This is a genomic window from Chryseobacterium sp. CCNWLW53 (assembly GCF_037083525.1).
GTDB classification, from domain to species: Bacteria; Bacteroidota; Bacteroidia; order Flavobacteriales; family Weeksellaceae; genus Chryseobacterium; species Chryseobacterium lathyri.
Genome location: NZ_JBAOJR010000003.1, coordinates 551,999 through 578,598 on the forward strand (window position 1 = coordinate 551,999; position 26,600 = coordinate 578,598).

The window sequence follows — 26,600 nt, forward strand, 5'->3', positions numbered from 1 at the left end:
AATTTGTACTATAATTAATTGAGTTACAAAATTATTTTTAGTACACTGAATATGCAATAACTATCTAAACAGATAGGCTAAATAACATTAAAATGAAAACAGAATGCATTGGGGATCACGTGAAATTGAAAGGGAAAATATATCCTTGTACAGTAAGCCTTACCATGGATTTGGTAGGTGGAAAGTGGAAAGCAGTTATACTTTACCATTTGAAAGACGAATCTAAAAGATATAGCGAACTTCGTAAAGAGCTGGCAACAGTTACCGAAATGACGTTGAGCTTACAGTTAAAGCAATTAGAAAAAGACGGTTTAGTATCAAGAAAAGTTTTTGGTAAAAAACCGCCTATTAAAGTAATGTACAGTTTAACAGATCTTGGAAAAACTTTTATCCCTGTTTTAGAGGCAATTACAGAATGGGGCAACCAGGTTGTTGTGAAAAATGGTGAATTTATAAATGTCCAGGAGAAAGAGCCTGATTAACTTTTACTTTTAATCTATTGATTTTAAGTCATTTTTCACCCGCTTTTGGTTCACTATCTTATCAAATGCTGCTGGAAATATACGAAATGATGCTCAATAGACCTGCTCCAGTACTCCGTATTATGGTCACCCGGCTGGCTGATAAAAGTTACCGGGATTTTCAGACTTTCGGTTTGGTGTTTCAAACTGATGGAATTTGAATATAAAATGTCTTCTGTTCCGCAGTCAAAAATAAAGGCTCTTTTAAAATCCGGATGCTGTTTCAAAAGAGTAGATATACTGAATTGATTCCAATTTGTGTTTTTCGGATTACCCAACTTTTTTGTCAGGTCCTCTGGCATTCTGTTGTTCTGCCAGAATTGCTGGCTTACCTTCTGAAAATTCAGATAATCAATTTCCAGGGCTCCGCTTGTGGAACCCGCTGTATTAAAGTAATCAGGATGTAAAATAAAATACCGCAAGGCACCGTAACCACCCATGCTTAAACCGCTGATGAAGATATTCTTATCATCAATATTAAATGAATGATGTACTTTCGGAACTAATTCTTTGAAGAAAAAATCTTCATACTGCGAACCTTTGTTGATCGGGCTATTGATGTAATAAGAGGTAAAACCGTCGGGAGTAACAATAATAAAACCGTATTGATCGGCCATTTTCTGTAAATCTGTAGTTTGCGACCATTGTTTGTAATTTTCGCTGTAACCGTGTAAAAGATACACCAAAGGAAATTTTTCTGTTTTATTATATGCCTTTGGCTTAAAAACCAGAATGGTGTCTGGTTGTGCTAAATATTCAGATTTTATAATCCATTTTTCCTGTGCTTTTAATGAAATTGCAGTCAATAATCCAATGATCGTAAAAATTACTTTGCTCATATTTTGTATTTTTATTGCAAAATTCGGCAAGCAATTTGTCGTATACAATAACGAACAAAATTGTGAGCTGTTAAAATGATGAGTTATGCGTAAAGAAAATTCCACCAATGCAATAAATGAGCAGTTCTTATTTCAAGTCTGTGAATTAAATTCAGCGATAGCAATGATTGGCGGCCGTTGGAAGTCGCAAATTGTTTATTCCATTTCACAGGGAAACAACCGCTTTCATTTGCTGAAAAAGGAGCTGCCGAATATTTCTGAGCAGGTCTTGAGCAGGCAACTCAAAGAATTGGAAACACACGCAGTAATTGTCAAGAAAGAAATTCCCGAAACTGTTCCTATTGGGGTTAAGTATGTTTTGACCAATAAAGGTCAGGACTTAGTTCCTATTCTGGAAAGCCTTTGCGATTGGGGAAAGACGTATGCTGAGGGTAAAGAAATTTCAGTTTGTTCTTTGTTGTAGTTTTTGTGATGGTGTTACTTTGCCTCAAATCCATCCCGTATGGCTGCTTCAAGCACGTTAATGTTGATATCTTTTAAAGCCTTGAACTTAATGCAATACCCGGTCACGCTTGCCTTGCCGATTGTTTTTCCATACGTTTCAGCTAAGTAAGCCTTATCCTTGATGCTAAGGATATAAACAGAAATTCCGGTTGTGTTTGCACTGAGCCCGATTTGATAAAACTCTTTGATTTTTCCATCAGCATAGTGTATGGTGTAAAGTCCATATCCAATATTAGGATTGGCAACAGTTTTACCTTCATCGTTTTTACCATCCAAGAACCATAGTTTACATTCTGACATGATTTCCTGAATGATGCGGTGCAGCTCTTGCATGTCACTTCGTTTTGGCTCAGGCTGACTGGTGATATATTCTTTGATGTATTCCTGTATGTTCATATAAAATCACTATGTAAAATGCTTCGGCACTACAGCCTTCATTGGGAAATATTCATATGTATTTATTTCTCCTGCCGGGTCATTGACAATGAAATCTTTTAACTCTTGTTCATTTTCTACCGCTATAACTCCCAATCCGTAAATTTCTTTTGGATCCATAACAGGTCCGAAGGCATATACTTTTCCTTGCTGCATTTTTTCTGTCCAGTAAGCAACATGTTCCATCATAATTGCCCTTTCATGGTCTGTCATGGTCGTAGCAAAGTCAGGTCTTGAGGGGTTTAAATAAACTGCATAAAATTGTTTTTCCATATTGTTTTTTTATTATCATCCATTATATTCTAACGGGCCCTGTTTTTTTATTTTTAAGGCTATATATTCAGGCTAATTTATACATTTTTATAGAGATGCAAATTAAAATTCAGATTGAAACACTTGTTTTTACTCTATGGTTCAGGTTTAAACAAAAAAAGAACAGCTATTCACTGTTCTTTTTATAAATTAATTAATATATTGATTATCCAAACGCCCTTTTCAACAAACTCTCCACTTTTGGCTCACTTCCTCTGAAACTCTTATACAACTCCATCGGATCCTTTGTTCCGCCGGAAGAAAGAAGAACTTTATATTTTGCAGCAGTTTCAGGATTGAAAATTCCGGTCTCTTTAAAATATTGGAATGCATCTGCATCCAGAACTTCTGCCCATTTGTAAGAATAATAGCCGGCAGAATATCCACCCTGGAAAATATGAGAGAAACTTGGACTCATAGCGGTTTCAGGATTAACAGGATAAAGTGTTGTTGCCTTTGTATATTTATCCTCAAAAGCCTTCACGCTTTCACCTTCTAATTCTTCAACTTTTGTATGATAGTTCATATCCAGAAGTCCAAAACCAAGCTGCCTCATGGTTTGGTAACCTTCCATGAAATTTTTAGACTGTTCAATCTTTTCGATCTTTTCATCCGGAAGAACTTCGCCTGTTTTATAATGTTTGGCAAATGTTTTTAAAAACTCAGGCTCGTAGCAGAAATTTTCCAGAAACTGAGATGGAAGTTCTACAAAATCCCATTTCACAGAAGTTCCGGAAAGACCTGGATATTGTGTATCTGCCATCATCCCATGAAGCGCATGCCCGAATTCGTGAAATAAGGTTGTCACTTCCTGGAATGTCAGTAGACTTGGGGTATCTTTTGTTGGCTTGCTGAAATTGCAGACAATAGAAATATGCGGCCGGGAGTTTTCGCCGTCTTTTTTATACTGATTTTTATAGCTGGTCATCCATGCTCCGGCTCTTTTGCCTTTTCTTGGAAAATAGTCTACATAAAGCAATGCTTTGAACTTCTTTTCAGGCTGCTCTTTTCCATCTTCCACCTTCACACTTCCAGCCTCAAAAACCTCATATACTTTCACATCCTCATGGTATTTCGGAATATCATTTCTTTCCTCAAAACTAAGTCCGAAAAGTTTTCCTGCCAGGCCGAAAACAGCTTCCTGTACCTGGTTCAAAGGGAAATACGGCTTCAGTTCTTCATCATTAAAATCATATTTCTGTTTTCTCAGCTTTTCTGCGTAGAAAGTATGATCATATCCCTGCAATTCATCTATTCCGTCTGCTTTGGCAAGGGATTTCAGCTCTTCAATCTCTTTATCTGCATAAGGCTTTGCTTTCGTTAAAAGTTCATTTAAAAAATCAAAAACTTTTGCCGGAGATTTTGCCATTCTTTCTTCGAGAACATAATCTGCATAATTCTGATAGCCTAATAATTCAGCTTTCTGCTGCTTTAACTGCAGAAGCTCCTTGATGAGCTCCTGATTGTCAAATTCTCCACCGTCAAAAGATTTTTTACCATTGACCAGAGCAATTTCCCTTCTCAGCTCACGGTTTTCAGCATAGGTCATGAATGGAATATAGCTTGGATACTGTAATGTAACCACCCAGCCTTCCAGTTCCCTTTCTTTTGCTTCATCAGCATATTGCTCAAGGATGGCTTCCGGAATTCCTGCGAGCTCTTCTTTATTGGTAATATGTTTAAAATAAGAATTGGTAGATGCTAAAACATTCTGCCCGAACTGAAGTGACTTCAAAGACAGATCCATATTGATCTTCTGCAGCTTTTCTTTATCCTCCTCATTCAGCAGAGCGCCACTTCTTACAAAACCTTTATAAGTTTCGTTCAACAGCATTTTTTGTTCTTCATTCAGATGGTATTTTTCTTTTTCGTCGTATACTTTTTTAATCTTACTGAAAAGAGCTTCATTTTGAGAGATCTTTGAAGAATATTCGGTTAAAAGCGGAGAAACTTCCTGGGCGATCTTTTGAATTTCGTCACTTGTTTCTGCAGAATTTAAATTGAAAAAAATATTTGAGACCACATCCAGCTGCTCACCTGAATAAGCCAATGCTTCAATGACATTCTCAAAAGTAGGTGCCTCGGGATTGCTGACAATAGCATTGATTTCGTCTTCAGATTTTTTGATCAGTTCCGTAAAAGCAGGAAGAAAATCTTCATTTTTAATGCCGTTAAAAGGCGCTGCATGATATGGTGTATTGAATTTCTCTGTTAAAATATTCATTTTTCGATTTTTATATGAAAGGTAAATTTAATGATTCATTGGGAATCAGAGCTGAAATCCACAAAAATAATGCCCAGATATCGAGATGTGACAAAAAAACTTTATCTTTAATAATCTTGTCATATGAAAAGAGCCGGCGAGGGTGGAATGACTAATTTTGAAAACAGGGAATTATAAACTTTGGACAGCTATTAAACTGCCAGAGTTAAAAAATTAAAACAAAATAACTCAAAATAATCAAAAACTATGAAAACACTCTTAAAAATCCTTGGCGTAATCATCCTTTTAGCCGTAGTATATGCAATTATTGCACTGCTGGTTTTCGATAAAAATTATCACTTTGAGAAATCAGTCGTGATCAATGCACCGAAAGAAAAAGTGTGGCAGCATGTTGGCTCATTAAAAGAATACAATGTCTGGGATCCTTTTTCCAAAGCGGACAAGGATATCGTAATTACCTATTCCGGAGCCGGCGACAAAGTGGGAGATTCCTACCACTGGAAAGGGAATGATCAGGTAGGAGAGGGCGAGCAGTCCATCACTGAAATTGTACCCAATGAAAAATTAATTACAAAACTTCATTTTATCAAACCTTTTGAAAGCGATGCTAAAACTGCTTTTGTGTTAACTCCTGACGGAAACGGAACCAAAGTAACCTGGGCAATTGATTATGAACTGACTACCATGATGAAGATCATGAAACCTATGATGGATATGAATATGAAAAAGATGTTTGACCAGGGGTTGGGAAATCTTAAAAAGATTGCTGAAAAATAAAGATAAAAGCCTTGTAGAAATGCAAGGCTTTTTTTAGACCACACATTTTATTATCCGGGCTCAGGTTATTTTAAAAAATTATTATCTTTATGTAAAGATTAGATTCATGGAGAAGATCGTATTTGAAAAAAGTGATATAAGAAATTATGTGAAAACAGTTATTTCTGAAAAAATAGAAAAACTTAAAAATTTTATCGAGTTTACCCTGGAAGCAAGCCGTGATATTAAAAAGACCCCAAAATATGACAGTATGAGGGAGGAAATGCAGGAAGAAATTTATCAGATGCAACGTCAGCTGGGCGCCTTGAATGATCTTAAAAGAAATATGTCAAAAGTTCTGAACACTTCTACAGAAAAGATACAGCTGGGTTCCCTGGTAATTACTAACAAAGCCCGTTTCTATATTTCGGTTTCATTGGGAGAATTCTTTTATGAAGGTGACCGTTTTTACGCTATTTCCCCGGAAAGCCCTATGGCTAAAAAAATGATGGGAATGAAATCCGGTGATGCTTTTACATTGAATAATATCCACCAGAAGATTGTAGAGGTGATTTGATAGAGAATACAAGAGCCAAGAATCAAGATGCCAGATAATTTGTAAACTCAGATACCCTCAAACTCTCAAATCCTTTCATTTCTATTCACGAATTATAAAATGAACAGAAAACAAAATTTACTGTTGAAAAATCAGGCATAAATCAATAGAATGCATTCAATTACATATTGTAAATTTGCAGTATGAATCATGCAGAAATTTTAAAACAAATCATAGAGCAGAGGAGAAGCATCTTTCCAAAAGATTATTCTGAAACGGAAATATCCCAGGAAATCCTGGATGAAATTCTACACTCCGCAACCTTAGCCCCAAATCATAAGCGTACAAAGCCCTGGCGTTTTAAGATTTTTAAAGGAGAGGAAAAAGCAAAATTGGCTTCAGAAATGCAGGCTATTTACAAAGCAACACAACCCGAACAGACTTTTTTGGAGAAGAAATATCAGGACATTGGCTTTAAAATCAATAAAGCAGATGCTGTTGTTTCCATTGTGGTCAATTTCAGTGGTATGGTTCCGGAATGGGAAGAGATTGCTGCTGTTTCCATGGCCGTTCAGAATATGTACCTTACCTGTACAGCCAATAATATAGGCTGTTACTGGAGTTCTCCCGCTATTGTAAACCACCTTAAAGAATCTTTAACCATTGAGGAAAACCAGAAATGCCTGGGACTTTTTTATATGGGAAAAGTAGATTAAAGTAACTATATAAAAGTTGGATAATTTACCAATGAATTCCTGGTTTAAGAGAACCAAAAAACACTGTTATATTGCTAGATTGATAAATTGTTACATTTAATAATTGTTGGATAAAATTTTTTATATATCTTTGCACTCTTAAATATTTAACTGGGACGAGTTCCCATAAAATTCACAACATTATGTCAGTAAAAATCAGATTACAAAGACACGGTAAAAAAGGTAAGCCTTTCTTCCACATCGTGGTTGCAGATTCTAGAGCTAGAAGAGATGGTAGATTCATCGAGAAGCTAGGAACTTACAACCCAATTACTAACCCTGCAACTATCGATTTGAACGTTGATTCTGCTGTAAAGTGGTTAAACAACGGTGCTCAGCCAACTGATACTGCAAGAGCGATCCTTTCTTATAAAGGTGCCCTTTACAAAAAACACTTACAAGGTGGTGTTGCTAAAGGAGCTTTTGACGAAGCTGAAGCTGAAAAAAGATTCAATGCTTGGGTAGAATCTAAAGAACAAAAAGTACAAGGTAAAGTAGAAGGTTTATCTAAAGCTCAGGCTGACGCTAAGAAAGCTGCTTTAGAAGCTGAAGCTAAAGTAAACGAAGCCAGAGTTGCTGCTGCTGCACAAGCTGAGGCTGATGCTAAAGCTGCTGAAGAAGCTGCTAACGCACCTGCTGAAGAAGTTGCTGAAGCTACAGAAGGAGAAGCTCCTGCTGCTGAAACTGAAGAAAACACTGAAGCTTAAGAATAACCCTGTATGCGTAAAGAAGATTGCTATTTATTAGGAAAAATCACACGCAGACATGGCCTTGCGGGAAATGTTATCCTTAAACTGGATACCGACCAGCCCGAGCTTTACAATAAATTGGAATCAATATTCGTTGAAATCAACGGATTATTGGTTCCATTTTTTATTGCCAAATCGGTATGGAGTAAAAATGATGCTCTGAATCTTGCCTTTAAAAACTCTTCCGAAGCATTAGTAGACCAATCTTTAGGGAAAAACGTTTACTTACCGCTTGCTACCCTGCCAAAACTTTCAGGAAAGCAGTTTTATTATCATGAGATCATCGGATTCGATATCCTTGATGAAAACGATAAAGAATGCGGTGTGATAAGGTCTGTAAATGACCAGACTGCCCAAAACTATTTCGTGACCAATCTGGACGGAAAAGAAGTGGTAATTCCGATCATCAAAGACTGGATCCTTGAGGTGAACCGGGAAGAAAGATTCATCAAAATGCAGCTTCCGGAAGGACTTATCGATGTCTTTTTAGTTTCTTCTAAAAAAGACGAATAATCAGCTTCTCAGATAATAGATCTGAAATTTATCCTCTTTCAATTTACTTCCTGAAAAATATTTCCGCTTTGATTTGTATAGGATCAGACGCGAATCTTTCTCCAATTTCATACATCCTATAAATACTATAATTAATCAGGTCATACTTCCGGGAAAACTATGGGAGACTATTACTCATTGTTTATTAATGGCCGGAAGCAAATACTCCTGAACAATTTTTTCTACCTGTATATGGGCATAAGGTCTGTTATAAGCTTTTGCCGTAACTATGATCACAACAGGAATTTCGGTAAATATAATAATTTTGTTTCCTCCGTTTCCACTGGATTGGTAGGCCTCAAAATTTTGGTTTCCTACTTTATAAACTTTCCTCCAGAATAAATAGCCATACCCTTCAAAATCATGATCATTCGGGAAATAATTAGTGAAAGATTTCTTGATCCATTTTTTGTCAATGATATTTTTGCCGTTCCATATTCCGTTATTTTTATAAAGCTGCCCGAATTTTGCAAAATCCAATGCTCTCATACGAAGTCCACCAGCCAGAGAAGGCTTCTGCTGTGGGGTAAACTGCCATTTGTAATTCGTGATTCCAAGAGGTTGAAATAACTTTTTCTCAGCATAATTTTCAAGGCCTTTAGGAACTTTTTTATCTAAAATATCTCCGGTCAGTACCACACCTGAAGTGAAATAATTCCAGATTTTTCCGGGCTTGTTTTGTGTTGTAGGCAGATCCAGCGCAAACTTCACCCAATTCTCTGTAGGATACATATTTTCCTCATTGCCGGGAGAGCTTTCGTCTGCATCATTTCCGTCAAATCCGGAACTCATCGTCAGCAGGCTTTTGATAGTAATGCTATCTTTTCGAGGCGAATAATTTTTGAATTGCTTCAGATCATAAAATTCTTTCAGCATTTGATTTTCACTTTTAAAATATCCGTCATTAATGGCAATACCCATCAGAGCTGATGCAAAAGACTTTCCTACAGAACGCGTGTCCTGCAAAGAATCTCTTCCGGACTGGCTGAAATATTCTTCCAAAAGAAGCTTGTCATTTTTGATGACCACAATACTGGTGATATCTCTGAACCTGTTTTCTGCAATTTTTGTATTTAAAAGCCTGATTTTTTCCTGATCCAATTTTTCATCAGACACTTTCCAGCCGCTGTTAGGTTGTATCTTTTGAATGGCAATTTGCTGCTCCGAGCTATTTTTGTGAGGAATTGTTATGTGAATTTCACCTACAGCAATAGTATTTCCAACTTTTAAGGATGAAGTTTTTAAATAAGGTTTGACTTCAATTTTCAAAACATGATTTCCTTCCTCCAGTGCATCAATTCCGCCATTACCCAGATAAAATCTCATCCACATATATTTTCCCCACGAATCTTCATTTTTTGAACTTAATAGAGGAATTCTAAGGGTAGTTTTCTTCTTTTTATCTTCTGAAATTCCTGCTCCGGTATTCAGATTTTCAGTGTAGATCAGCTTTTCGTCAACATAGAAACTGAATTGATAATTTCCTTTTTTCAGTAATTCATCTGGTGATAAAGAGGAATCGAGCTGATGTAAATAATTAACCAAAGAATTGTCCATAAAAATACGGATGTCAAGGTCTTTATCTTCCTGAAATACTATTGTTTTGAGAAAATCAGATTCTTTTATTTTGTCTGGAGAGACGGTCTTATCCAGGAAAACAATTTTGTTGATGTATTTTTTATGCAGAGGATGTATGATGGTGTCGGGGGCTATACTATTTTTGGACTGCCCTGAAGAGAGTCCGAAACTAAGAAGCAAAACAAACAGTAGAATAGATTTCATTTTGATATTTTATCTAAGCAAAAATATAAAGTCGTCCTTAGAAAAAATAGAACGAAATTAACATTGTTATTTCTTGAGAAGGTTTTTATACTGTAACGGGGTAATTCCTGTATTTTCTTTGAATGATCTGATGAAATGACTTTGATCTGCAAAACCGCATTCCAGAGCTACTTCAGCTAAAGACGGATAGGTGTTGAGAAGTGTTATGGATTTATTGATCTTCAGTTTTCTTATATATTCTCCTAAATTGCAATGAAAATGTTTCTGGAAATCCCGGCTCAAATGAACCGGATGTATATCTATAGTTTTAGAAAGATCTGTCAGGTTCAGTTTTTCCGTAAAGCTTTCATGGAGTATTTCATCAATTTTGTTTACCCAGCTTGGTTTTTTATCAGAGTTCTGAGTCTTATCGGATAGTTCGCTGAAAATGTTGAATAAAAGCTCATGAACAGAAAGTTCAAAAGACGGATCATTCAATTTCGTTTCTCTGAAAATCCTGTACATTAACAGTTTTAAAGCCGGATTTTTCAAATTAAAGCTTCCTTCAATAGAATTTTTTGAAATCTGAAATTGTTCAAACCAGTTTTCAGTAATTTCAAGATGAAATCCTCTTGTAAAGATATCTGGTTTGATGTTGTAATGGGCATCTTCCCAATGATGATAAAGCAGCGTTCCGGCGGGACAGTCATAAGTTTCTTTTTTGTTTCCTTCTGTCATATTTCCCTGCAGCATAAAAGTGAAATAAGCATTTTCATGATAGTGCCAGTCGACGTAAGGATGCGTGTATTCCGTATCCGTAATAGTCAGTCCATCGAAACGCAGGGTTTCATTGGTCTTTCCGAAAAATTCACCATTATGGAGGCTTTTCATATTATAGTTTTTGTTTTAAATTTTCAACCTGCTCATACATTTTATTGAAAAATATTTTTCTGTCGCGGTTTCCGGAAGTGTTCAGAGACTTTGAATTTTTAATCTGATGCTCAAAATAATTTATCGCTTCACCACAGGTTTTCTCATCATTTATCAAAATATACCCAAACATATTCACAGGTATAGCAAAAAGGGATTGGTGCGGATGGTGAAAAAAAATGTCATTGGAAAGATGCATCAGTTCGTTTTCATACAGGTGAAACTTTGGATTGTTTTCGGTCTTCTTTTCAATGTATTCTATAAGTTCTTTGAGCTCTTGCAGAATAATTTCACCTTCATTTTTTTGTAAAAGTCCGGTTTCGTAATAAAATAAAATCTGTTGCAAAATACTGGAAATGGTCCTGTCATTCCACAGTTCCACTATGTTTTGTGCTTCGTATTTTTTCTTGAGCTCCTGTGTGTTGGATTCAAAATAAGGAGGCGAGAACTGCAAAAAGGGAACGAAAACCTGTTTCGCGTTAAGCAGATTCATCCAGACATAAATTTTAAAACGGGAGAGTAAAGTATCTGAAAGCGTATAGAAAAAAGGAATATCTTTCGCAGAATAATAGATGGTCATTTCATCAGAAAGCGGCAGGTTTTCAAAGATGCTGAGATTATTCTGGAAGAATGACTGCAAGTCTTCTGTTTCATTCACCACTGAGGTTTTCTGAACCACAATCTGTTGATCCGAGGTGATAAATTGATTGAGGGAAATCTGATAAAACCTGGCCAGTTCCAAAGCTTCTTCAAAACTGAATTTAGCCTTCAAAGATGTCCTTCTGTGTGCCGCATCATAACTTATATTGAGGATATTGGCAATCTCATCATTTAAAGATTTGTTACCAATTTTTCTGCGGATTTCCTTAAGCAAAAGTTCCTGATACATGTTTTGTGATTTTCACAAATATACTTCTTTATTTTAATTTTTTTTCGCATTCGGATTTGTGTTTTCCACAGATACTTTTGAAGTGTAATTTTAAAACAATAAGTTATGAAAATAAAACTTTTGATAATGATCGGCCTTTTTACGGGAAGTGTTATCGGTGCTCAGGATAGCTTGATTACTACATCGGATAAGACTAAGTTTATCGCTTTTTCCCCTTCGAAAGAAACTAAAAAGGTTAATGGAATGTTGATTAAATATTATGATGAAATTGATAATGAACTACAGCCTAAGAAAGTAAATGGCGTTGGGTTGGGGTTTAATGGCCTAGGAATTTTTTTTCCCGTATTGCTTCTCGTCAATATTGCATCCATTGATAATTGGGCAATTAATGATGTCGATTTTGAACCCTTACCTGCTAAAATGAATACAATTAACGGAATGCAACTCTCTATCATCAATATGGAGCCTACCGTCACTAACGGTCTGGAATTAAATTTATCTAGTAATATAAGTGCACCATCGGTAACTAACGGGGCTGCCGTTTCGCCGCTGTACAACTTTCACCATACCACAAAAGGTGTTGCCATTTCTACTTTTGCGAATGTGAGTCAAAAATGCAGAGGTGTCCAGATAGCCTTGATTAATGTGTGTAAAGATTCACGGGGGATACAGATCGGTTTTTGGAACGAGAATGAAAAAAGAAAACTTCCCCTGATTAATTGGAATTTTAAAAATAAAAAGTCATGAAAAAGCTACCGTATCTGCTTATCGCAACCCGATTTATCCTTGCTCCGGTTATTCTGTTATTAGCCTATTATAAAGGCACAGAATCAAGGTTCTTAATTGTAGCTTTAATGTATTTAGGGTTATTAACGGATATCTTCGATGGAATTATTGCCCGAAAGATCGGTATTTCCTCAGAAAAGTTAAGAAGACTAGACAGCCAGACCGATCTGATTTTCTGGCTTTCATTGGGATTTGCGTCCTATTTTCTCAATCCTGGATTGATTAAAAATGAATGGCAGGGAATTCTTTTAATCTTCATCATGGAAGCGCTTTGCTATGTTGTCAGTATCTGGAAATTTGGAAAAGAAACCTGTACCCATGCTTTTTTGTCAAAAATGTGGGGTTTGAGTCTGCTGATTGCTTTTACCTATTTAATAGGATTTCAACAAACAAACTGGGCGTTTTATCTTACGATTGTATTAGGGTTTGTGTCTCATATTGACGTGATTTTAATCATCTTACTGCTTCCGAAATGGCAGTACGACGTACCAAGTTCCTATCATGCGTGGAAAATTAGAAACGGAAAAGAACGGAAGAAAACCGTATTCTTTAATTAGAGATTGTATCTAAGGAAGCGGGAAGTTTAAAAGCACTACTGTCACTCATTTTCATTGACTTTTTGCAGTTTGGTGAACTGTTGTCTAGGTCTTATCCTTGTCAAGGTTCAAAACCTTGACAAGGATGCCAATCACGAACATACAGTCACTTCCAGCTTCCTCCTTCCAGTTTCCAAGCTCCCCAATTTACTTTAAATAATATCCATAGCATAGTTTTAGATTCAATATTTTAATAAATGGTTTTTTAAAAGGACAGCGTAATCACCAAGTTGCGCTGTTTTTTTGTAACTTTGCAGACGTTAATTTTTATAAGAAAATTTATAATCAACAAATGAAAAAGCAGACGATTAAAGAAATCCTACAGGATTACAAGAAAGTATTACATCATGACATTACGGTTTACGGTTGGGTAAGAACATTCCGCGCCAATCGCTTTATAGCGCTAAATGATGGTTCTACAATTAATAATTTGCAAATTGTTGTTGATTTTGAAAATTTTGATGAAGAAATTATCAGTAAAATCAGTACAGCTGCCTCATTAAAGGTAGTAGGTGAAGTTGTAGAAAGTCAGGGAGCCGGACAGAATGTGGAGATTGTAGCTAAAAAAATTATTATTTTAGGAGATAACTTTACGGAAGACAGAGATAAAACGATTCTTCAGCCTAAAAAACACTCTCTGGAAGTTCTGAGAGATCAGGCCCATTTAAGATTCAGAACGAATTTATTCGGAGCTGTTTTCAGAGTGCGTCATGCGGTTAGCTTTGCAGTGCATTCATTCTTTAACAAAAACCAGTTCTTCTATATTAACACACCCGTGATTACAGGAGCCGATGCAGAAGGAGCAGGAGAAATGTTTGGAGTAACGAACTTTGACCTAAACAATATCCCAAGAACTGAAGACGGTGAAATTGATTTTGCACAGGATTTCTTCGGAAAGAAGACCAACCTGACGGTTTCCGGACAGCTTGAAGGAGAAACTGCAGCAATGGGGCTGGGCAGAATTTATACATTCGGACCTACTTTCCGTGCGGAAAACTCAAATACAACAAGACACCTTGCAGAATTCTGGATGATAGAACCGGAAGTGGCATTTAACAACCTTGAAGACAATATCGACCTTGCAGAAGATTTCTTAAAATATGTGATCCAGTATGTTCTGGACAATTGTAAAGATGATCTTGAGTTCCTGGACAAACGTTTTGAGGAAGAGCAGAAAGGAAAACCAGAAAAAGACAGAGCAAAAGAAGGACTTATCGAAAAACTTCAGAATGTTATAGCTAAACGTTTCAAACGTGTAAGCTATACGGAAGCAATTGAGATCCTGATGAACTCAAAAGAAAATAAAAAAGGAAAATTCCAGTATCCGGTTGAAAACTGGGGAACGGACCTTCAGTCTGAACATGAAAGATACCTGGTGGAAAAACACTTTGAAAGCCCGGTAGTATTGTTTGACTATCCTAAAGAGATAAAAGCTTTCTATATGAAACTAAACGATGACAATAAGACCGTTGCAGCAATGGACGTTCTTTTCCCAGGTATCGGAGAGATCATCGGAGGATCAGAGAGAGAAGCAAGATTGGACGTACTTAAACAGAAAATGGCAGATATGCATGTAGACGAGCACGAGCTTTGGTGGTACCTAGATACCCGAAAATTCGGTTCTGTACCGCATGCAGGCTTTGGTTTGGGATTGGAAAGACTGGTTCTTTTCGTAACAGGAATGACCAATATCAGAGATGTAATTCCTTTCCCTAGAACGCCGAAAAGTGCTGAGTTCTAGATCAATAAAAAAGCCTTAATATAAAAATTAAGGCTTTTTTTATTTTCTAATAGTTTATTATGTTAATAAGTTAATGCAAAAATCATGCTAAATGTGTTTTTTGTCGAATTAATTTATTAAATTCGTAGATATGTTATGTTAAAACACAACGACTAATATGCTTAAACAACACTTACAACTCAAATTAGGACAGAAGCTGGCACCTCAGCAGATTCAGTTGATGAAGCTTATTCAGCTTCATACACTGGAATTTGAAGAGGAGCTGGAAAGAGAGCTAGAGGAAAATCCTGCTTTGGAAATTGTAAAGGAAGATCCTAAAGAAGATGAATATTCTTCTCTTGAAGATGCTTATCAGGATGAAGGAACAGAAAGTATTCAAACGGATTTTGACGTCAACGAGTATATTTACGATGACGAACCTAGCTATAAAACTGCATCAAGCAACTATTCTCCTGACGATGAAGAATTCGACAACGAAAGTCTTCTTACCGAAGGGCAGTCCTTGTACGACTATCTACTGGAGCAGATCCATTTGGTCAATATCAATGAAGAAGACGAGAAGATTGCTGAATATGTGATTGGAAATTTAGACACCGATGGATATTTAAGAAGAGAGATCAAAGCGATTGTAGATGACCTTGCTTTTTCTCAGGGAATTTATACTACCAAAGAAAAAGTGGAAGATATTCTGGAGAATTATATTCAGAAGCTTGATCCGCCAGGAGTAGGAGCAAGAGGTCTTCAGGAATGTCTGCTGCTTCAGATTGAGAAAAAAGTAAGCTCTGATAAAGCGGTTTCTCTGGCTGCCAATATTTTAAGATATCAGTTCGATGCTCTTACCAATAAGCATTATAATAAGATTATTCAGAAATATGATATCGAAGAAGATGACCTTAAAGATGCTTTGGACGAGATTTCCAAGCTTTCACCAAAAGTAGGAGGAAACTTTGATACGCAGACGATCACCATTAATCAGGAAATTATTCCGGATTTTGTGATCCAGGTGAAAGATGGGATGGTAATTCCGATGCTTAACAGTAAAAATGCGCCAACTCTAAGAGTTTCTGAAGAATATAAAGATATTTTAACTACCTATTCGCACGATAAAAACTCTTCTGAACATAAACAGGCGGCGTTATTCATCAAACAGAAATTAGATGCGGCAAAATGGTATATAGATGCTATTAACCAGCGTCAGAACACCCTGTTGCAGACGATTACCGCTATCGTAAAATTTCAGAAGGATTATTTTATTACTGGTGACGAAAAATCATTGAGGCCAATGATCCTGAAAGATATTGCTGATATTACCGGATTTGATATTTCTACCATTTCAAGAGTAGTAAAAAGTAAATATGCAGATACCTCGAACGGAATTGTTTATCTGAAAGATCTTTTCTCTGACAGCCTGACCAATGATGATGGTGAAGAAGTTTCTACCAAAGAAATCAAGACTCATCTTCAGGAAGTAATCGGAAAGGAGAATAAAAGAAAACCCCTTACAGATGATGCGCTGGTAGTGATGCTGAAAGAGCAGGGCTATAATATTGCCAGAAGAACGATCGCTAAATACCGCGAACAGCTCAATATTCCGGTAGCGAGATTAAGAAAAGAACTTTAATAAGTTTTCTATACATAAGTAAAGCCCAGTATTTCTGGGCTTTTTTGTTTTTAAAGTGAAAATATGTTCGATCTGCAAGATATTTTTAACGCAAAGTTCTATTATAATATTTTCCTTAATAACGCTGTTTCAATTTATCCAGTTCCAGTTCTTTTATAGAAATCTCACGCATCTCTACTTTTCTTATTTTTCCGGATATCGTCATTGGAAATTCATCTACAAATTTCCAGTATTTCGGAACTTTATAATGAGCAATTCTTCCCTGGCAGTATTCTAAAAGTTCGGTTTCTGATACCTCAAATCCTTTTCTCACTTTTACCCAGGCCATGACTTCCTCTCCGAATTTCTCACTCGGAACCCCGATGATCTGTACATCCAGTATATTTGGATAAGTGTATAGGAAATCTTCAACTTCCTTAGGCGAAATATTTTCACCGCCGCGAATGATGAGATCCTTTATTCTTCCGGATATGGTAATATAGCCATCGTCATCCATTACGGCCATATCGCCGGTATGCATCCATCGGGCGTCATCCAGTACTTTCTTTGTATTTTCCGGATCATTCCAGTATTTCAGCATTACGGAATAGCCTCTGGTGCATAATTCGCCGTGTTCACCACGTTGTACGGTTTTCCCGTTTTCATCAATAATCTTTATTTCAAGATGATCCTGCACGGTTCCTACAGTACTGACCTGTTTTTCCAATGGCGTTCCTATCAGCGTCTGTGTAGAAACTGGAGACGTTTCCGTCATTCCGTAACAGATACTCATTTCTTTAATGTTCATCAGGCTTTCCACCTTTTTCATGATTTCGGGCGGGCATACAGACCCAGCCATAACGCCGGTTCTTAAGTTTGAAAAATCATAGGAGGGAAAATCCTTAACAGCCAGTTCAGCGATAAACATTGTTGGAACCCCGTATAAAGAGGTACATTTTTCTTCAGAAACTGTTTTTAAAGTAATTTCAGGATCAAAGCTGTCATTAGGGATCACCATGCATGCGCCATGAGTTGTACAGCATATATTTCCGATCACCATTCCAAAGCAATGATAGAATGGCACAGGAATACAGACACGGTCTTTCTCCGAGTATTTTAAGCGAATGCCGATAAAATATCCGTTATTTAAAATATTGTGATGGGAAAGAGTAACACCTTTTGGAAAGCCTGTTGTTCCGGATGTATACTGAATATTCACGGGATCATCAAATTGTACATGCTCTTCAAAGCTGTGAAGCGTATCATCCGAAATATCCTGCCCGTTGTTCAAGAAATCTTCCCAGTTGTCATCAAAGAAGATTTCATGCTCCAGGCTGGGGCATACTTCCTTGGCATATTCTACCATTTCCTTATAATTGCTCGTTTTAAAGCTTAAAGAAGAAAACATAAACCGAATTCCGGATTGATTGATCACATACGTAAGTTCGTGTGTTCTGTAAGCAGGATTGATATTGACCAGTATGGTACCTACCCGGGCTGTAGCATACTGAAGCAAAACCCATTCATAGCGGTTCGAAGCCCAGATTCCGATTCTGTCTCCTGCTTTGGCTCCTAAAAAGATTAAAGCTTTAGCAACAGCGGTGGTCTGATTATAAAATTCCTGATAGGTAGCTCTGTAATCCTGATGAACACAGACTAAGGCTTCATGGTTTGAGAATTTTTCAACAGTCTTTTTAAGATTCCCTCCAATGGTTTGTCCCAGTAATGGAATAGCAGAGGCTCCATAGACGTAAGATAATGGCATAGTTTAAGATTTGGTGGAATAAAATTAATGAAAAATCTTGAAATGATGCCTGTCTATCTAATTTTCCTGAGATTCTATGTCTTTAAGCTGTTTTAGATTTTTGTCCAGTTTTCTGATGATAATTCCATACACAAGCCTATAGTAGAGCCAGATCAGCAGGACGCATAATACCGTACTTACAATGATTCCGATAATAACAATAATCAGGTTGGAATTATCCGGACGTACATTCTGAGAATTTAAAGCATAGAAAATGAAGGCTGTGAATACAAATGTAAAAGCTACCAGCAGCGCAATGCTGATAAGGATAAAAGCATTCACTGTTTTCTTAAACTTGATGATCCGTATAATAAGACCTTTTAGGTTTTCTTCGATCCTTATTTTGCGGTAATTCTGATAAAACTTTAGGACAAAATAAGCTGTAATTAAAAGACTTAAAATTTTTATGGCTAAATAAGCATGGTCAAAATTAGTTTCTATTTCAGGGGCTTTCTGAGCTCCCAGTTTTTCTAAGATCTTACGGAAGCTATCCGACTCCTCGTCCTGAAAGAAATAAAATAATCCCAGAACGGAAAAGAATAAAAATTCTGCCACGCTGATCCAAAAAATATACTTCACGTAATTGCGTGATTTTTTGTTCAGCATCTGAAGAATTTCATTGCTGTCGTATTTTGGCTGAACAGGCTGCTCTTGCCATGTTTTCTTAAAACTGTCTAAATCAAAATCAGGCATATTTTTGCATCTGTTCTTTAAGGGTTTTCTTTAATCTGTTCATTTTTACACGCGCATTAACTTCGGTAATCCCTAGGTTTTCTGCAATATCCTTATAAGGCAGGTCGTCAAGATACATCATTACAATTGCTCTTTCTACATGGGGAAGTGTTTTAATTACGGTATACAGAAGCGATATCTGCTGCTGCTTATCGTCGTCGTCCTCTACAAAATCCCTGTGATTGATATCCAGCTCGTTCGTAAGAAGGCTTTTGCTTTTTTTTCTGAAAAGTGTAATGGCTGTATTAAGCGCTACGCGGTACATCCACGTAGAAATTTTAGAATTTCCTTTGAAAGAATCGTAGCTTCTCCAAAGCTGGAGGACGATCTCCTGAAACAGATCTTCTTCATCTTCAAGAGAATTGGTATACAAGCGCGAAACTTTAATAATCAGGCCCTGATTATCCTTAATAAGCTGCGCAAATTCTTTTTCCCTGGAAGTCATAGATATATAATGGCACGAAGATAATAATAATGTGGTAATTTGTTGATATATGATGGTATAATTTGTTCATTTGAAAAGGTCCTACATTTTAAGATTTCAAATTGGCCTGTTTCCACATTCTCAATTGTCGAAATTATCGTGTATCTTTGCAACCGCGAGAAAATCGGCTTGTTGATTCCTGTTTCGGCAGGGGTAGGAAAGTCCGGACACCATAGAGCAGCAAAGCGGATAACATCCGTCACCCGTGAGGGTAGGACAAGTGCAACAGAAAGCAGGTACAGTTCGGCTGTAGTGAAACCAGGTAAACTCTTTGCGGTGCAATGATAAGTATATCGGTTCTTTTCAGTAATGGAAATAGGGGCGGCTCGTCCTGAAAGCCGAGGGGTAATCAGCTCAAGTTTTACAGCAATGTAAGACGTAGATAAATAACAGGCACTTCTTCGGAAGAACAAAATCCGGCTTACAGATTTTCTCGTGATTTTTATTCAATACAAACTGTTTAAAATAAAAAAGCGGAGATCAGTCTCCGCTTTTTTTATGGGTAAATACTGAAATAGGTCACCTTTCCGGTAGATGTTGTAATGGTAAACCATTCTGCTTCTATCCCGCTGCTGGCACCTATCTGATATGCGTTTGCCGTTACACCTGCATTAATTGCAACAGCAGGATCTCCCACGAGATAGGAATCAATGGCGTTTCCGGAGCTGTCACGCAGCGTAAAATGAAATGAAGCCCATTCGTTAATAGCTGACATTGTAGATGTTATAAAGCTATGATTGTAAGGATAAGATGCGTTATTGGATGTGTTGGAAGGATCAGTCACATTCCACTGCATCATGTTCATAGGGAAAGGCGCCAGTCCGGTGGTGCCGAAAGAGGCGTAAGATGAAGAAATTCCTGCCGGCATTGTATACGAACCAAAAGTACCGTTTGGAGAGGCATACATATATTTAATCAGTCCGGGAGTCGGGCTGCAGGTCATTAGTCTTCCTACTGCATCATAGATATTATAGTTATTAAATACAAAAGAAGAAGTCTGGGCTGAGGAAAGTATTCCCGCTAAACCCAATAATAAAGCTGCTGTTTTTTTCATGGATATATTTGTAGATAAGTTGTTGTTTCAGTACCTGTTGTAATGGTAAACCATTCTGCAGAACCGTCCGGAGTAGAAAAATAATCAACACTGGCGACGCATGTATTCGGGGTTGCATCTCCCAGGTTCGTGTTGAACCCGAAAACCTTGTTGCCTGTTCCTGCATAATACATGGCAAACTTAGACGTCACCCACTTGGTATTGTTGGCGATTACACCGCCTGGCATAAGGCTGGGGTTATTCCATTGTCTTACGGTTGCTGGTGATGGCCCAAGTGTTACAAGCCAGCTGGTGATAGGATACAGGGAATTACTGAACTGGTCTCTGTAGTTATCTATCTTCCAGGCAAGGCTGTTGCCCATATGTGAATTGGCAGGAACAATAATTGTGGCAGGATCATTGTTTATGACAGCCGGAACACAGCCGCTAAGATTGATGGCCATAAGATTTCCGTGATAATCGTGAGGGGAATAATTGTTAAGTATGAACATCCCTTGGGAATAAGCGAACGAAGTTGCAGTGATTCCCAATATGGTTAATAGCTTTTTCATTATTTATCAGATTTAATATTTTTACGGATCTCGTCACTTTTCTGCATATAGATCTGGGTAGCCCATACGATAATCTGGCTCATGTCGCCACCGGTTTTTCTCATTAATTCGGTCTCGGTAACTCCTGTGGATAAAATTAATTCTTTGGAAGCCGGAACAAGAAGAGCCTTTCTTCTGTCGCTCAGTTCGGAAGTATTTCTTTTTCTTTCCTCTTCCGTAGGTCTGTTTTGTGGATCTCCCAGGCTTTTGAAAGCTTTATCGAAGTTTTCCATCTGTGGAGTCTTTATACTTCCCACCGTATTGACAGCACTTCCTTCATTGTTACATGAAACCAGAGTTAAAGTGGCAAAAGCAGCCGATAAAAAAAGTTTTTTCATAATTAATTAAAATTTAGGTTTGATTTTTTGATTAATAAAGCTGGATATATGTGGTCACATTACTTCCGCTGGTAATGATAAACATTTCCCCGCTGTTAAGTCCGTTTGGGGTCGTAAAATAATCAGGATAAGTATAACATGGGTTTCCTGCTATAGCTATATCGGCACTAAAACCAACAACATTATTATTGGTTCCTGCATATACCATCCCGAATTTAGTTATACCCCATCTCGTATTGTTTGAAAATGTTCCTCCCGGAGCCAGGCTAAAATGGTCCCACGGTCTTACATTCGTGGAATTGGGAGAAGTTCCTACACTCCATTCAGCCATCGGATACAAAGAAGAAGTATACTGATCCCTGAAGTTATCATATTGGAGCTGGGTTCCTGTTCCTGTATTGGAATTGGCGGGCACTATGATAGGAACATTGTTGACCACTCTCGGATAGCATGGGGCAAACATATTGTGTGCAATTACATCTCCCCTGTAATCATAAATTGTATAATTATTGATAATAAGGGTTCCTTGCGCATATGCAGCTATGGAGGCTGCAATACCTAATATTGACAAGATCTTTTTCATTATTTATCAGATTTGATGTTTTTACGGATCTCGTCACTTTTCTGCATATAGATCTGCGTAGCCCATACAATAATCTGGCTCATGTCGCCACCGGTTTTTCTCATTAATTCGGTCTCGGTAACTCCTGTGGATAAAATTAATTCTTTGGAAGCCGGAACGAGAAGAGCTTTTCTTCTGTCGCTCAGTTCGGAAGTATTTCTTTTTCTTTCCTCTTCCGTAGGTCTGTTTTGCGGATCACCAAGACTTTTGAAAGCTTTATCGAAGTTTTCCATCTGTGGAGTCTTCATACTTTCCACTGTATTGACAGCATTTCCTTCATTGTTACATGAAACCAGAGTTAAAGCGGCAAAAGCTGCCGATAAAAAAAGTTTTTTCATAATTAATTAGAATTTAGGTTTGATTTTTTTGACTAATAAATTTGCAAATAAGAATAATCTACATTCCCTGTTGTAATATTGAACCACTCTGCATCCCCATAAGGCGTTGATATATACCCTGTGGCACCTGTACACGGATCGGGAGATTCTCCGATCAGCCCACTGAAAGATGGTTCCGGTGTGGAAGTTCCTGCAAAATACATCTGAAACTGTGAAGAAGCCCATTTCACATTCGAAGCAATAACTCCTCCGGGTGCTATACTTAGATGGTTCCAGGCACGTATCTGGGATGTAGTAGGGTTCAGCTGTACTGTCCAGTTTGTAGTAGGATACAATGAGCCGGTAAACTGGTCTTTGAAATTTTTATAGGCAAGTTCCTGACCATTACCTGTATGCGAATTGGCAGGAACAGTAATCGCCGCAGGTGTGCTGGATGTTACATAGGGATAGCATCCTCCTGAAAAATTGTGAGCACTGATATTTCCCTGAAAATCGTAGGTGGTAGAATAATTATTAACAATCATCATACTGCTTTGGGAATATGCAGCTGAGAACAATGCTAAGGAAAGAATGGTGAATATTTTTTTCATAAGGAATTCAAATTAATAGATTTGGATATAAGTATAGGTGATTCCACCACTTGCTATGGTGAATATTTCTGCACTATTGTTTCCTGTTGAAGTCGTCATATTGTCAGAGGCACTGTAGCAGTTGGAGTTGCCGGCAAGAGTGATAGCACCGTTAAAATTATCCGGAGCAAGGGTTGTTGTTCCCGGATAATACATTACAAATTTGGTGGTGGCCCATTTTGTATTGTTTGAAAGAACCCCGCCGGGCATTACGGCTGGATGGTTCCATAACCTTGGTATGCCGGGCGCAGATGATGTGCTGACGTGCCATTCCGTCATCGGGTATAAGGAAGAATTGAATTGATCTCTGTAGTTGGTATATCTCAGCTCCTGACCATTGCCAATATGAGAATTGGCGGGAACCGTTACCATATCCGGATTGTTGGAGCTAATGTAAGGATAGCACCCTCCGGCAAAATTATTAGCCACTATGAATCCTTTGAAATCATATTGTGAATAGTTGTTCAGAATAAGCGTTCCTCCTTGTGAGTAACCGAAAGAAAAGGCTGCTAATCCCAGTAATGTTAATACTTTTTTCATGATAATTATTTTTAAGATTTGATGTTTTTACGGATCTCGTCGCTCTTCTGCATATAGATCTGGGTAGCCCATACAATGATCTGGCTCATGTCGCCGCCTGTTTTTCTCATTAATTCGGCTTCCGTAATGCCTGTGGACAGAATTAACTCTTTGGAAGCCGGAACTAGAAGAGCCTTTCTTCTGTCACTCAGCTCAGACGTATTTCTTTTTCTTTCCTCTTCCGTAGGTCTGTTCTGTGGATCACCAAGGCTTTTAAAAGCTTTGTCAAAGTTTTCCATCTGTGGGGTTTTCATAGTTTCCACCGTATTGACGACAGCGCTTTCATTATTGCATGATGCCAGAGTTAATAGGGCAAAGACTGATGATATAAGTAGTTTTTTCATAAGTATTTAAATATTTGTTTTTTTAATTACGTTAAACTTCTGGTTGTGTAACGGGAATTAATAGATTTGGAAATAGGTAACCTGTCCGCCCGTTGTTGTGATGGTAAACCAGTCTGCAGAAACAGTGGTATTGGGCCCGGTCTGGGTTGAGCTTAAGAAACCGTTGGAAAGAATCGGATCCCCTACCTCAAAAGTATCATATGTATATCCCGTGGTATCTGTGAGCCTGAAAGCAAAGCCCATCCACTCATCAACAGGAGTAACCGCTGTGATTATAGGATGATTGTACGGATAATTGCCGGTGTTGGAACTGTTTAAAGGATCGATATAGTACCATCCGGGAATGGGAATGGGATTCGGGCTGCCTGTATTATCGAATTTGTCATATTTCGTGTGACCTCCTGCAGGAATAGTATATACTGAGTAAGGAGGATTCGGAAGGGCATACATATAGGGCTGAGACGATCCTGTGCCGGCTGATCCTACTGTCATAAACCTGCCTTCAGCATCATAAGCGCTGTAATTATGGATTACTATTGAGGAAGATTGTGCAGAAATACTTATTCCTGCTAGCATTCCTAGAATAACAGTTAATTTTTTCATACTTTAATAAATTGAATGGTTAGTGTTTATTTATCGGATTTAATATTTTTTCTGATCTCATCGCTTTTCTGCATATAGATCTGCGTAGCCCAGACAATAATCTGGCTCATATCGTCACCGGTTTTTCTTGTCAGTTCAGATTCTGTTACGCCTGTGGATAGAATTAGCTCTTTAGATGCCGGAACCAGAAGAGCTTTCCTCCGGTCACTCAGCTCAGATGTATTTCTTTTTCTTTCCTCCTCCGTAGGTCTGTTCTGTGGATCTCCCAAGCTTTTGAAAGCTTTATCGAAGTTTTCCATCTGCGGGGTTTTCATGCTTTCCACCGTACTTACAGCAGAACTTTCATTGCTGCATGAGGTTAAGATTAATAAGGCAAAAGCTGCCAGTAAAAAATGTTTTCTCATAAAGAATTGGGATTTAATTGGATAAACTGATTAATATATCTGGACATATGTAGATGTGGTAGTACCGGAAGTAATCGTAAACCATTCTACCATTGCCTGAGGAGTGTTGAAAATATTGGGAACAGGATTGCATGTATAAGTAGTATCTCCCACAGCTCCTACCGATAAAGATGTTCCTGACTGATAAAGCTGAAATTGAGAGACCACCCATTTCGTATTGTTGGAGATTGTTCCTCCCAGGGCAAGACTTGGATTACTCCCCAATCTCAGGGTCGCAGGCGAAGATGATGTAGATACTTTCCAGGTTGTCCCCGGAATATTGTAGCTGTTGTAACTGACAGAATTACCACCGGAAATTACAAGCTCAGGATTGTCTAAAGCGACATAAAAATAACATCCCGGTGTAAACAGATTGGCCGCAGTAACTCTTGTATGGAAATCATACGATGTATAATTGTTGATAACAAGAGGCCCACCCTGTGCATAGGCAAAAGATAAGGATACCAATCCTAGAATAGCTAAATACTTTTTCATAATTATTTCTCTGATTTTAAATTTTTTCTGATATCGTCACTTTTCTGCATATAGATCTGCGTAGCCCAAACAATAATTTGGCTCATATCACCGCCGGTTTTTCTTGTCAGTTCAGCTTCTGTAATGCCTGTGGATAGAATTAGCTCTTTAGATGCCGGAACCAGAAGAGCTTTCCTCCGGTTACTCAGCTCGGACGTATTTCTTTTTCTTTCCTCTTCCGTAGGTCTATTCTGCGGATCACCAAGGCTTTTAAAAGCTTTGTCAAAGTTTTCCATCTGTAGCGTTTTCATGCTTTCCACAGTATTTGCAACAGTATTTTCATTGCTGCATGCTGCTAATGTTAAAACGGCCAGTAAAGCCGATAAAAAGATTTTTTTCATAATTAAGTTGTATTAATATAAGGTAAATGATTAGTGAAATTGGGGCATATAATATCCCTCGGAGAGCAAAACTGTTGCTTTCCGTAAGGAATGTTCAATAAAATAGGCAGCTGCAGAACAGCTGCCGTTTATCTAGAATATCTGCAGGTAAGTGGTCGGGCCGCTAGGCGTGGTTATTGTAAACCAGTCTGCGCTCGAAAAAGCTCCTGTTCCTGAAGCTGTGAATCCTGAATATACCACAGGATTCCCAAGCTGATACATATCAGTTCCTAATGATGGATCTGTCAGCCAGAAATGGAATCCACCCCATATATTGGAAGGGTTCATTACCGTTGCAATAAAAGGATGGTTGTATGGGTATGTTCCGCTATTTGCAGGGTTGACAGGATCTGTGACATACCATGTTGTAATAGGAAGAGAAGCTGTACCTGATGTACTGAATGTATTATATTGTGTAGTGACTCCGGCAGGAACAGTGTAGGTACCGTAAGGAGCATTAGGAGCTGCAAACATATAAGGACCGGGCACTCCCGGTGTACCGGTACGGAGTCGGCCTACGGCATCATATGCACTATAGTTTTGTATAATCAGGGGAGAAGTCTGGGCAAAAGAAAGAACTCCTGCCAAAGCTGATAAAAGTAATGATATCTTTTTCATAG

General features: G+C 37.8%; 34 protein-coding genes and 1 other RNA gene. 12 read left to right on the top strand and 23 right to left on the bottom strand.

Annotated features, from left to right (window positions below; translation table 11 throughout):
- The first annotated feature begins 92 nt into the window (after positions 1–92).
- Positions 93–482 (top strand): helix-turn-helix domain-containing protein, encoded by a 390-nt coding sequence (locus V6R96_RS11545; protein WP_111956432.1) that lies wholly within the window; start codon positions 93–95, stop codon positions 480–482.
- Positions 483–535: 53 nt separating this feature from the next.
- Here V6R96_RS11545 and V6R96_RS11550 read toward each other — a convergent pair whose 3' ends face one another.
- Positions 536–1,360, bottom strand: a complete 825-nt coding sequence (locus tag V6R96_RS11550) for an alpha/beta hydrolase family protein (protein WP_336378876.1) — start codon at positions 1,358–1,360, stop codon at positions 536–538.
- Between the two features lie 85 nt (positions 1,361–1,445).
- On the opposite strand from V6R96_RS11550, the gene V6R96_RS11555 reads away from it, so the two are divergent.
- Entirely contained in the window at positions 1,446–1,823 is a 378-nt protein-coding gene (locus V6R96_RS11555) for a helix-turn-helix domain-containing protein (protein ID WP_111956436.1), read from the top strand.
- A gap of 14 nt (positions 1,824–1,837) precedes the next feature.
- Here V6R96_RS11555 and V6R96_RS11560 read toward each other — a convergent pair whose 3' ends face one another.
- The 3 genes from V6R96_RS11560 to V6R96_RS11570 all read right to left on the bottom strand — a co-directional run bounded on the left by V6R96_RS11560 (position 1,838) and on the right by V6R96_RS11570 (position 4,835).
- On the bottom strand, positions 1,838–2,260 hold the full coding sequence (locus tag V6R96_RS11560; protein WP_336378875.1) for a DUF1801 domain-containing protein: 423 nt from the start codon (positions 2,258–2,260) through the stop codon (positions 1,838–1,840).
- A gap of 9 nt (positions 2,261–2,269) precedes the next feature.
- Positions 2,270–2,572, bottom strand: a complete 303-nt coding sequence (locus V6R96_RS11565; protein ID WP_223560064.1) for a YciI family protein — start codon at positions 2,570–2,572, stop codon at positions 2,270–2,272.
- A 205-nt stretch (positions 2,573–2,777) separates the two neighbouring features.
- A complete protein-coding gene (locus V6R96_RS11570) occupies positions 2,778–4,835 on the bottom strand; it encodes a M3 family metallopeptidase (RefSeq protein WP_336378874.1) in 2,058 nt (685 codons plus the stop codon).
- A 246-nt stretch (positions 4,836–5,081) separates the two neighbouring features.
- Between V6R96_RS11570 and V6R96_RS11575 the strand changes: the two genes are divergently transcribed.
- The 5 genes from V6R96_RS11575 to rimM all read left to right on the top strand — a co-directional run bounded on the left by V6R96_RS11575 (position 5,082) and on the right by rimM (position 8,164).
- A complete protein-coding gene (locus V6R96_RS11575; protein WP_111956444.1) occupies positions 5,082–5,612 on the top strand; it encodes an SRPBCC family protein in 531 nt (176 codons plus the stop codon).
- Positions 5,613–5,718: 106 nt separating this feature from the next.
- Complete coding sequence (locus tag V6R96_RS11580) at positions 5,719–6,168, top strand: hypothetical protein (protein ID WP_223560062.1); 450 nt, start codon at positions 5,719–5,721, stop codon at positions 6,166–6,168.
- A 182-nt stretch (positions 6,169–6,350) separates the two neighbouring features.
- Positions 6,351–6,863, top strand: coding sequence for a nitroreductase (locus tag V6R96_RS11585; protein ID WP_223560061.1), 513 nt, complete (start codon positions 6,351–6,353; stop codon positions 6,861–6,863).
- Between the two features lie 182 nt (positions 6,864–7,045).
- On the top strand, positions 7,046–7,609 hold the full coding sequence (locus tag V6R96_RS11590) for a 30S ribosomal protein S16 (protein WP_111956448.1): 564 nt from the start codon (positions 7,046–7,048) through the stop codon (positions 7,607–7,609).
- 12 nt (positions 7,610–7,621) lie between these two features.
- Entirely contained in the window at positions 7,622–8,164 is a 543-nt protein-coding gene (gene rimM / locus V6R96_RS11595) for a ribosome maturation factor RimM (RefSeq protein WP_336378873.1), read from the top strand.
- A 174-nt stretch (positions 8,165–8,338) separates the two neighbouring features.
- Here the strand turns inward: rimM and V6R96_RS11600 are convergent, their stop codons facing one another.
- From V6R96_RS11600 to V6R96_RS11610, 3 genes are all read right to left on the bottom strand, one after another.
- Complete coding sequence (locus tag V6R96_RS11600) at positions 8,339–9,985, bottom strand: serine hydrolase (RefSeq protein ID WP_336378872.1); 1,647 nt, start codon at positions 9,983–9,985, stop codon at positions 8,339–8,341.
- Between the two features lie 66 nt (positions 9,986–10,051).
- Positions 10,052–10,855 carry an AraC family transcriptional regulator gene (locus tag V6R96_RS11605; protein ID WP_336378871.1) on the bottom strand — a complete coding sequence of 268 codons (804 nt, stop codon included), beginning with the start codon at positions 10,853–10,855 and terminating at the stop codon, positions 10,052–10,054.
- A 1-nt stretch (position 10,856) separates the two neighbouring features.
- Positions 10,857–11,783 (bottom strand): XRE family transcriptional regulator, encoded by a 927-nt coding sequence (locus tag V6R96_RS11610; protein ID WP_336378870.1) that lies wholly within the window; start codon positions 11,781–11,783, stop codon positions 10,857–10,859.
- A 105-nt stretch (positions 11,784–11,888) separates the two neighbouring features.
- Between V6R96_RS11610 and V6R96_RS11615 the strand changes: the two genes are divergently transcribed.
- From V6R96_RS11615 to rpoN, 4 genes are all read left to right on the top strand, one after another.
- The gene (locus V6R96_RS11615) at positions 11,889–12,530 is read left to right on the top strand and encodes a hypothetical protein (RefSeq protein WP_336378869.1); all 642 of its coding nucleotides are present in this window, start codon (positions 11,889–11,891) and stop codon (positions 12,528–12,530) included.
- Positions 12,527–13,126: a CDP-alcohol phosphatidyltransferase family protein gene (locus V6R96_RS11620; RefSeq protein ID WP_336378868.1), complete on the top strand. Its 600-nt coding sequence runs from the start codon at positions 12,527–12,529 to the stop codon at positions 13,124–13,126. The genes V6R96_RS11615 and V6R96_RS11620 overlap by 4 nt, the downstream gene beginning before the upstream one ends.
- Positions 13,127–13,457: 331 nt before the next feature.
- Complete coding sequence (gene asnS, locus V6R96_RS11625) at positions 13,458–14,906, top strand: asparagine--tRNA ligase (protein WP_111956462.1); 1,449 nt, start codon at positions 13,458–13,460, stop codon at positions 14,904–14,906.
- Positions 14,907–15,063: 157 nt separating this feature from the next.
- Positions 15,064–16,527 carry an RNA polymerase factor sigma-54 gene (gene rpoN, locus V6R96_RS11630; RefSeq protein WP_111956464.1) on the top strand — a complete coding sequence of 488 codons (1,464 nt, stop codon included), beginning with the start codon at positions 15,064–15,066 and terminating at the stop codon, positions 16,525–16,527.
- Between the two features lie 115 nt (positions 16,528–16,642).
- On the opposite strand, the gene V6R96_RS11635 is transcribed toward rpoN, so the two are convergent.
- The 3 genes from V6R96_RS11635 to V6R96_RS11645 are packed head-to-tail and all read right to left on the bottom strand — an operon-like array spanning position 16,643 to position 19,487.
- On the bottom strand, positions 16,643–18,271 hold the full coding sequence (locus V6R96_RS11635) for an AMP-binding protein (RefSeq protein ID WP_336378867.1): 1,629 nt from the start codon (positions 18,269–18,271) through the stop codon (positions 16,643–16,645).
- 57 nt (positions 18,272–18,328) lie between these two features.
- Positions 18,329–19,003 carry a beta-carotene 15,15'-monooxygenase gene (locus tag V6R96_RS11640; protein ID WP_336378866.1) on the bottom strand — a complete coding sequence of 225 codons (675 nt, stop codon included), beginning with the start codon at positions 19,001–19,003 and terminating at the stop codon, positions 18,329–18,331.
- Positions 18,996–19,487, bottom strand: a complete 492-nt coding sequence (locus V6R96_RS11645; protein WP_111956470.1) for an RNA polymerase sigma factor — start codon at positions 19,485–19,487, stop codon at positions 18,996–18,998. The genes V6R96_RS11640 and V6R96_RS11645 overlap by 8 nt, the downstream gene beginning before the upstream one ends.
- Before the next feature lie 155 nt (positions 19,488–19,642).
- Here V6R96_RS11645 and rnpB point away from each other — a divergent pair.
- An RNA gene (gene rnpB, locus V6R96_RS11650) (RNase P RNA component class A) lies at positions 19,643–19,966 on the top strand.
- A 56-nt stretch (positions 19,967–20,022) separates the two neighbouring features.
- On the opposite strand, the gene V6R96_RS11655 is transcribed toward rnpB, so the two are convergent.
- From V6R96_RS11655 to V6R96_RS11715, 13 genes are all read right to left on the bottom strand, one after another.
- Positions 20,023–20,580 carry a hypothetical protein gene (locus V6R96_RS11655; protein WP_336378865.1) on the bottom strand — a complete coding sequence of 186 codons (558 nt, stop codon included), beginning with the start codon at positions 20,578–20,580 and terminating at the stop codon, positions 20,023–20,025.
- Positions 20,577–21,131 (bottom strand): hypothetical protein, encoded by a 555-nt coding sequence (locus V6R96_RS11660; protein ID WP_336378864.1) that lies wholly within the window; start codon positions 21,129–21,131, stop codon positions 20,577–20,579. Before V6R96_RS11660 ends, V6R96_RS11655 begins: the two co-directional genes overlap by 4 nt.
- Complete coding sequence (locus V6R96_RS11665) at positions 21,131–21,508, bottom strand: hypothetical protein (RefSeq protein WP_336378863.1); 378 nt, start codon at positions 21,506–21,508, stop codon at positions 21,131–21,133. The genes V6R96_RS11660 and V6R96_RS11665 overlap by 1 nt, the downstream gene beginning before the upstream one ends.
- 31 nt (positions 21,509–21,539) lie before the next feature.
- Positions 21,540–22,091, bottom strand: a complete 552-nt coding sequence (locus tag V6R96_RS11670; protein WP_336378862.1) for a hypothetical protein — start codon at positions 22,089–22,091, stop codon at positions 21,540–21,542.
- Positions 22,091–22,468: a hypothetical protein gene (locus tag V6R96_RS11675; protein ID WP_336378861.1), complete on the bottom strand. Its 378-nt coding sequence runs from the start codon at positions 22,466–22,468 to the stop codon at positions 22,091–22,093. The genes V6R96_RS11670 and V6R96_RS11675 overlap by 1 nt, the downstream gene beginning before the upstream one ends.
- A 32-nt stretch (positions 22,469–22,500) precedes the next feature.
- Positions 22,501–23,058, bottom strand: a complete 558-nt coding sequence (locus tag V6R96_RS11680; protein ID WP_336378860.1) for a hypothetical protein — start codon at positions 23,056–23,058, stop codon at positions 22,501–22,503.
- Between the two features lie 12 nt (positions 23,059–23,070).
- A complete protein-coding gene (locus tag V6R96_RS11685; protein WP_223560049.1) occupies positions 23,071–23,637 on the bottom strand; it encodes a hypothetical protein in 567 nt (188 codons plus the stop codon).
- A gap of 11 nt (positions 23,638–23,648) precedes the next feature.
- The gene (locus tag V6R96_RS11690; protein ID WP_111956486.1) at positions 23,649–24,020 is read right to left on the bottom strand and encodes a hypothetical protein; all 372 of its coding nucleotides are present in this window, start codon (positions 24,018–24,020) and stop codon (positions 23,649–23,651) included.
- A gap of 57 nt (positions 24,021–24,077) precedes the next feature.
- Positions 24,078–24,623 (bottom strand): hypothetical protein, encoded by a 546-nt coding sequence (locus V6R96_RS11695; RefSeq protein WP_111956488.1) that lies wholly within the window; start codon positions 24,621–24,623, stop codon positions 24,078–24,080.
- 26 nt (positions 24,624–24,649) lie between these two features.
- Positions 24,650–25,027 carry a hypothetical protein gene (locus V6R96_RS11700; RefSeq protein WP_111956490.1) on the bottom strand — a complete coding sequence of 126 codons (378 nt, stop codon included), beginning with the start codon at positions 25,025–25,027 and terminating at the stop codon, positions 24,650–24,652.
- A gap of 30 nt (positions 25,028–25,057) precedes the next feature.
- Positions 25,058–25,561 (bottom strand): hypothetical protein, encoded by a 504-nt coding sequence (locus V6R96_RS11705; RefSeq protein WP_336378859.1) that lies wholly within the window; start codon positions 25,559–25,561, stop codon positions 25,058–25,060.
- Between the two features lie 2 nt (positions 25,562–25,563).
- Positions 25,564–25,941 (bottom strand): hypothetical protein, encoded by a 378-nt coding sequence (locus V6R96_RS11710; protein WP_336378858.1) that lies wholly within the window; start codon positions 25,939–25,941, stop codon positions 25,564–25,566.
- Between the two features lie 132 nt (positions 25,942–26,073).
- Positions 26,074–26,598, bottom strand: a complete 525-nt coding sequence (locus tag V6R96_RS11715) for a hypothetical protein (protein WP_111956496.1) — start codon at positions 26,596–26,598, stop codon at positions 26,074–26,076.
- Positions 26,599–26,600 lie beyond the last annotated feature (2 nt).

What these genes read in the sequence shown, in the direction of transcription:
- asnS (WP_111956462.1), top strand. Translation starts at nt 13,458, where the DNA reads ATGAAAAAGCAGACGATTAAAGAAATCCTACAGGATTACAAGAAAGTA.
- V6R96_RS11665 (WP_336378863.1), bottom strand. Translation starts at nt 21,508, where the DNA reads ATGAAAAAACTTTTTTTATCGGCTGCTTTTGCCACTTTAACTCTGGTT.
- V6R96_RS11655 (WP_336378865.1), bottom strand. Translation starts at nt 20,580, where the DNA reads ATGAAAAAAACAGCAGCTTTATTATTGGGTTTAGCGGGAATACTTTCC.
- V6R96_RS11570 (WP_336378874.1), bottom strand. Translation starts at nt 4,835, where the DNA reads ATGAATATTTTAACAGAGAAATTCAATACACCATATCATGCAGCGCCT.
- V6R96_RS11575 (WP_111956444.1), top strand. Translation starts at nt 5,082, where the DNA reads ATGAAAACACTCTTAAAAATCCTTGGCGTAATCATCCTTTTAGCCGTA.
- V6R96_RS11660 (WP_336378864.1), bottom strand. Translation starts at nt 21,131, where the DNA reads ATGAAAAAGCTATTAACCATATTGGGAATCACTGCAACTTCGTTCGCT.
- V6R96_RS11590 (WP_111956448.1), top strand. Translation starts at nt 7,046, where the DNA reads ATGTCAGTAAAAATCAGATTACAAAGACACGGTAAAAAAGGTAAGCCT.
- V6R96_RS11700 (WP_111956490.1), bottom strand. Translation starts at nt 25,027, where the DNA reads ATGAGAAAACATTTTTTACTGGCAGCTTTTGCCTTATTAATCTTAACC.
- V6R96_RS11710 (WP_336378858.1), bottom strand. Translation starts at nt 25,941, where the DNA reads ATGAAAAAAATCTTTTTATCGGCTTTACTGGCCGTTTTAACATTAGCA.
- V6R96_RS11585 (WP_223560061.1), top strand. Translation starts at nt 6,351, where the DNA reads ATGAATCATGCAGAAATTTTAAAACAAATCATAGAGCAGAGGAGAAGC.
- V6R96_RS11635 (WP_336378867.1), bottom strand. Translation starts at nt 18,271, where the DNA reads ATGCCATTATCTTACGTCTATGGAGCCTCTGCTATTCCATTACTGGGA.
- V6R96_RS11675 (WP_336378861.1), bottom strand. Translation starts at nt 22,468, where the DNA reads ATGAAAAAACTTTTTTTATCGGCAGCTTTTGCCGCTTTAACTCTGGTT.
- V6R96_RS11715 (WP_111956496.1), bottom strand. Translation starts at nt 26,598, where the DNA reads ATGAAAAAGATATCATTACTTTTATCAGCTTTGGCAGGAGTTCTTTCT.
- V6R96_RS11690 (WP_111956486.1), bottom strand. Translation starts at nt 24,020, where the DNA reads ATGAAAAAACTACTTATATCATCAGTCTTTGCCCTATTAACTCTGGCA.
- V6R96_RS11545 (WP_111956432.1), top strand. Translation starts at nt 93, where the DNA reads ATGAAAACAGAATGCATTGGGGATCACGTGAAATTGAAAGGGAAAATA.
- V6R96_RS11620 (WP_336378868.1), top strand. Translation starts at nt 12,527, where the DNA reads ATGAAAAAGCTACCGTATCTGCTTATCGCAACCCGATTTATCCTTGCT.
- V6R96_RS11705 (WP_336378859.1), bottom strand. Translation starts at nt 25,561, where the DNA reads ATGAAAAAGTATTTAGCTATTCTAGGATTGGTATCCTTATCTTTTGCC.
- V6R96_RS11560 (WP_336378875.1), bottom strand. Translation starts at nt 2,260, where the DNA reads ATGAACATACAGGAATACATCAAAGAATATATCACCAGTCAGCCTGAG.
- V6R96_RS11555 (WP_111956436.1), top strand. Translation starts at nt 1,446, where the DNA reads ATGCGTAAAGAAAATTCCACCAATGCAATAAATGAGCAGTTCTTATTT.
- V6R96_RS11695 (WP_111956488.1), bottom strand. Translation starts at nt 24,623, where the DNA reads ATGAAAAAATTAACTGTTATTCTAGGAATGCTAGCAGGAATAAGTATT.
- V6R96_RS11615 (WP_336378869.1), top strand. Translation starts at nt 11,889, where the DNA reads ATGAAAATAAAACTTTTGATAATGATCGGCCTTTTTACGGGAAGTGTT.
- rimM (WP_336378873.1), top strand. Translation starts at nt 7,622, where the DNA reads ATGCGTAAAGAAGATTGCTATTTATTAGGAAAAATCACACGCAGACAT.
- V6R96_RS11565 (WP_223560064.1), bottom strand. Translation starts at nt 2,572, where the DNA reads ATGGAAAAACAATTTTATGCAGTTTATTTAAACCCCTCAAGACCTGAC.
- V6R96_RS11640 (WP_336378866.1), bottom strand. Translation starts at nt 19,003, where the DNA reads ATGCCTGATTTTGATTTAGACAGTTTTAAGAAAACATGGCAAGAGCAG.
- V6R96_RS11550 (WP_336378876.1), bottom strand. Translation starts at nt 1,360, where the DNA reads ATGAGCAAAGTAATTTTTACGATCATTGGATTATTGACTGCAATTTCA.
- V6R96_RS11610 (WP_336378870.1), bottom strand. Translation starts at nt 11,783, where the DNA reads ATGTATCAGGAACTTTTGCTTAAGGAAATCCGCAGAAAAATTGGTAAC.
- rpoN (WP_111956464.1), top strand. Translation starts at nt 15,064, where the DNA reads ATGCTTAAACAACACTTACAACTCAAATTAGGACAGAAGCTGGCACCT.
- V6R96_RS11670 (WP_336378862.1), bottom strand. Translation starts at nt 22,091, where the DNA reads ATGAAAAAGATCTTGTCAATATTAGGTATTGCAGCCTCCATAGCTGCA.
- V6R96_RS11600 (WP_336378872.1), bottom strand. Translation starts at nt 9,985, where the DNA reads ATGAAATCTATTCTACTGTTTGTTTTGCTTCTTAGTTTCGGACTCTCT.
- V6R96_RS11605 (WP_336378871.1), bottom strand. Translation starts at nt 10,855, where the DNA reads ATGAAAAGCCTCCATAATGGTGAATTTTTCGGAAAGACCAATGAAACC.
- V6R96_RS11645 (WP_111956470.1), bottom strand. Translation starts at nt 19,487, where the DNA reads ATGACTTCCAGGGAAAAAGAATTTGCGCAGCTTATTAAGGATAATCAG.
- V6R96_RS11680 (WP_336378860.1), bottom strand. Translation starts at nt 23,058, where the DNA reads ATGAAAAAAATATTCACCATTCTTTCCTTAGCATTGTTCTCAGCTGCA.
- V6R96_RS11685 (WP_223560049.1), bottom strand. Translation starts at nt 23,637, where the DNA reads ATGAAAAAAGTATTAACATTACTGGGATTAGCAGCCTTTTCTTTCGGT.
- V6R96_RS11580 (WP_223560062.1), top strand. Translation starts at nt 5,719, where the DNA reads ATGGAGAAGATCGTATTTGAAAAAAGTGATATAAGAAATTATGTGAAA.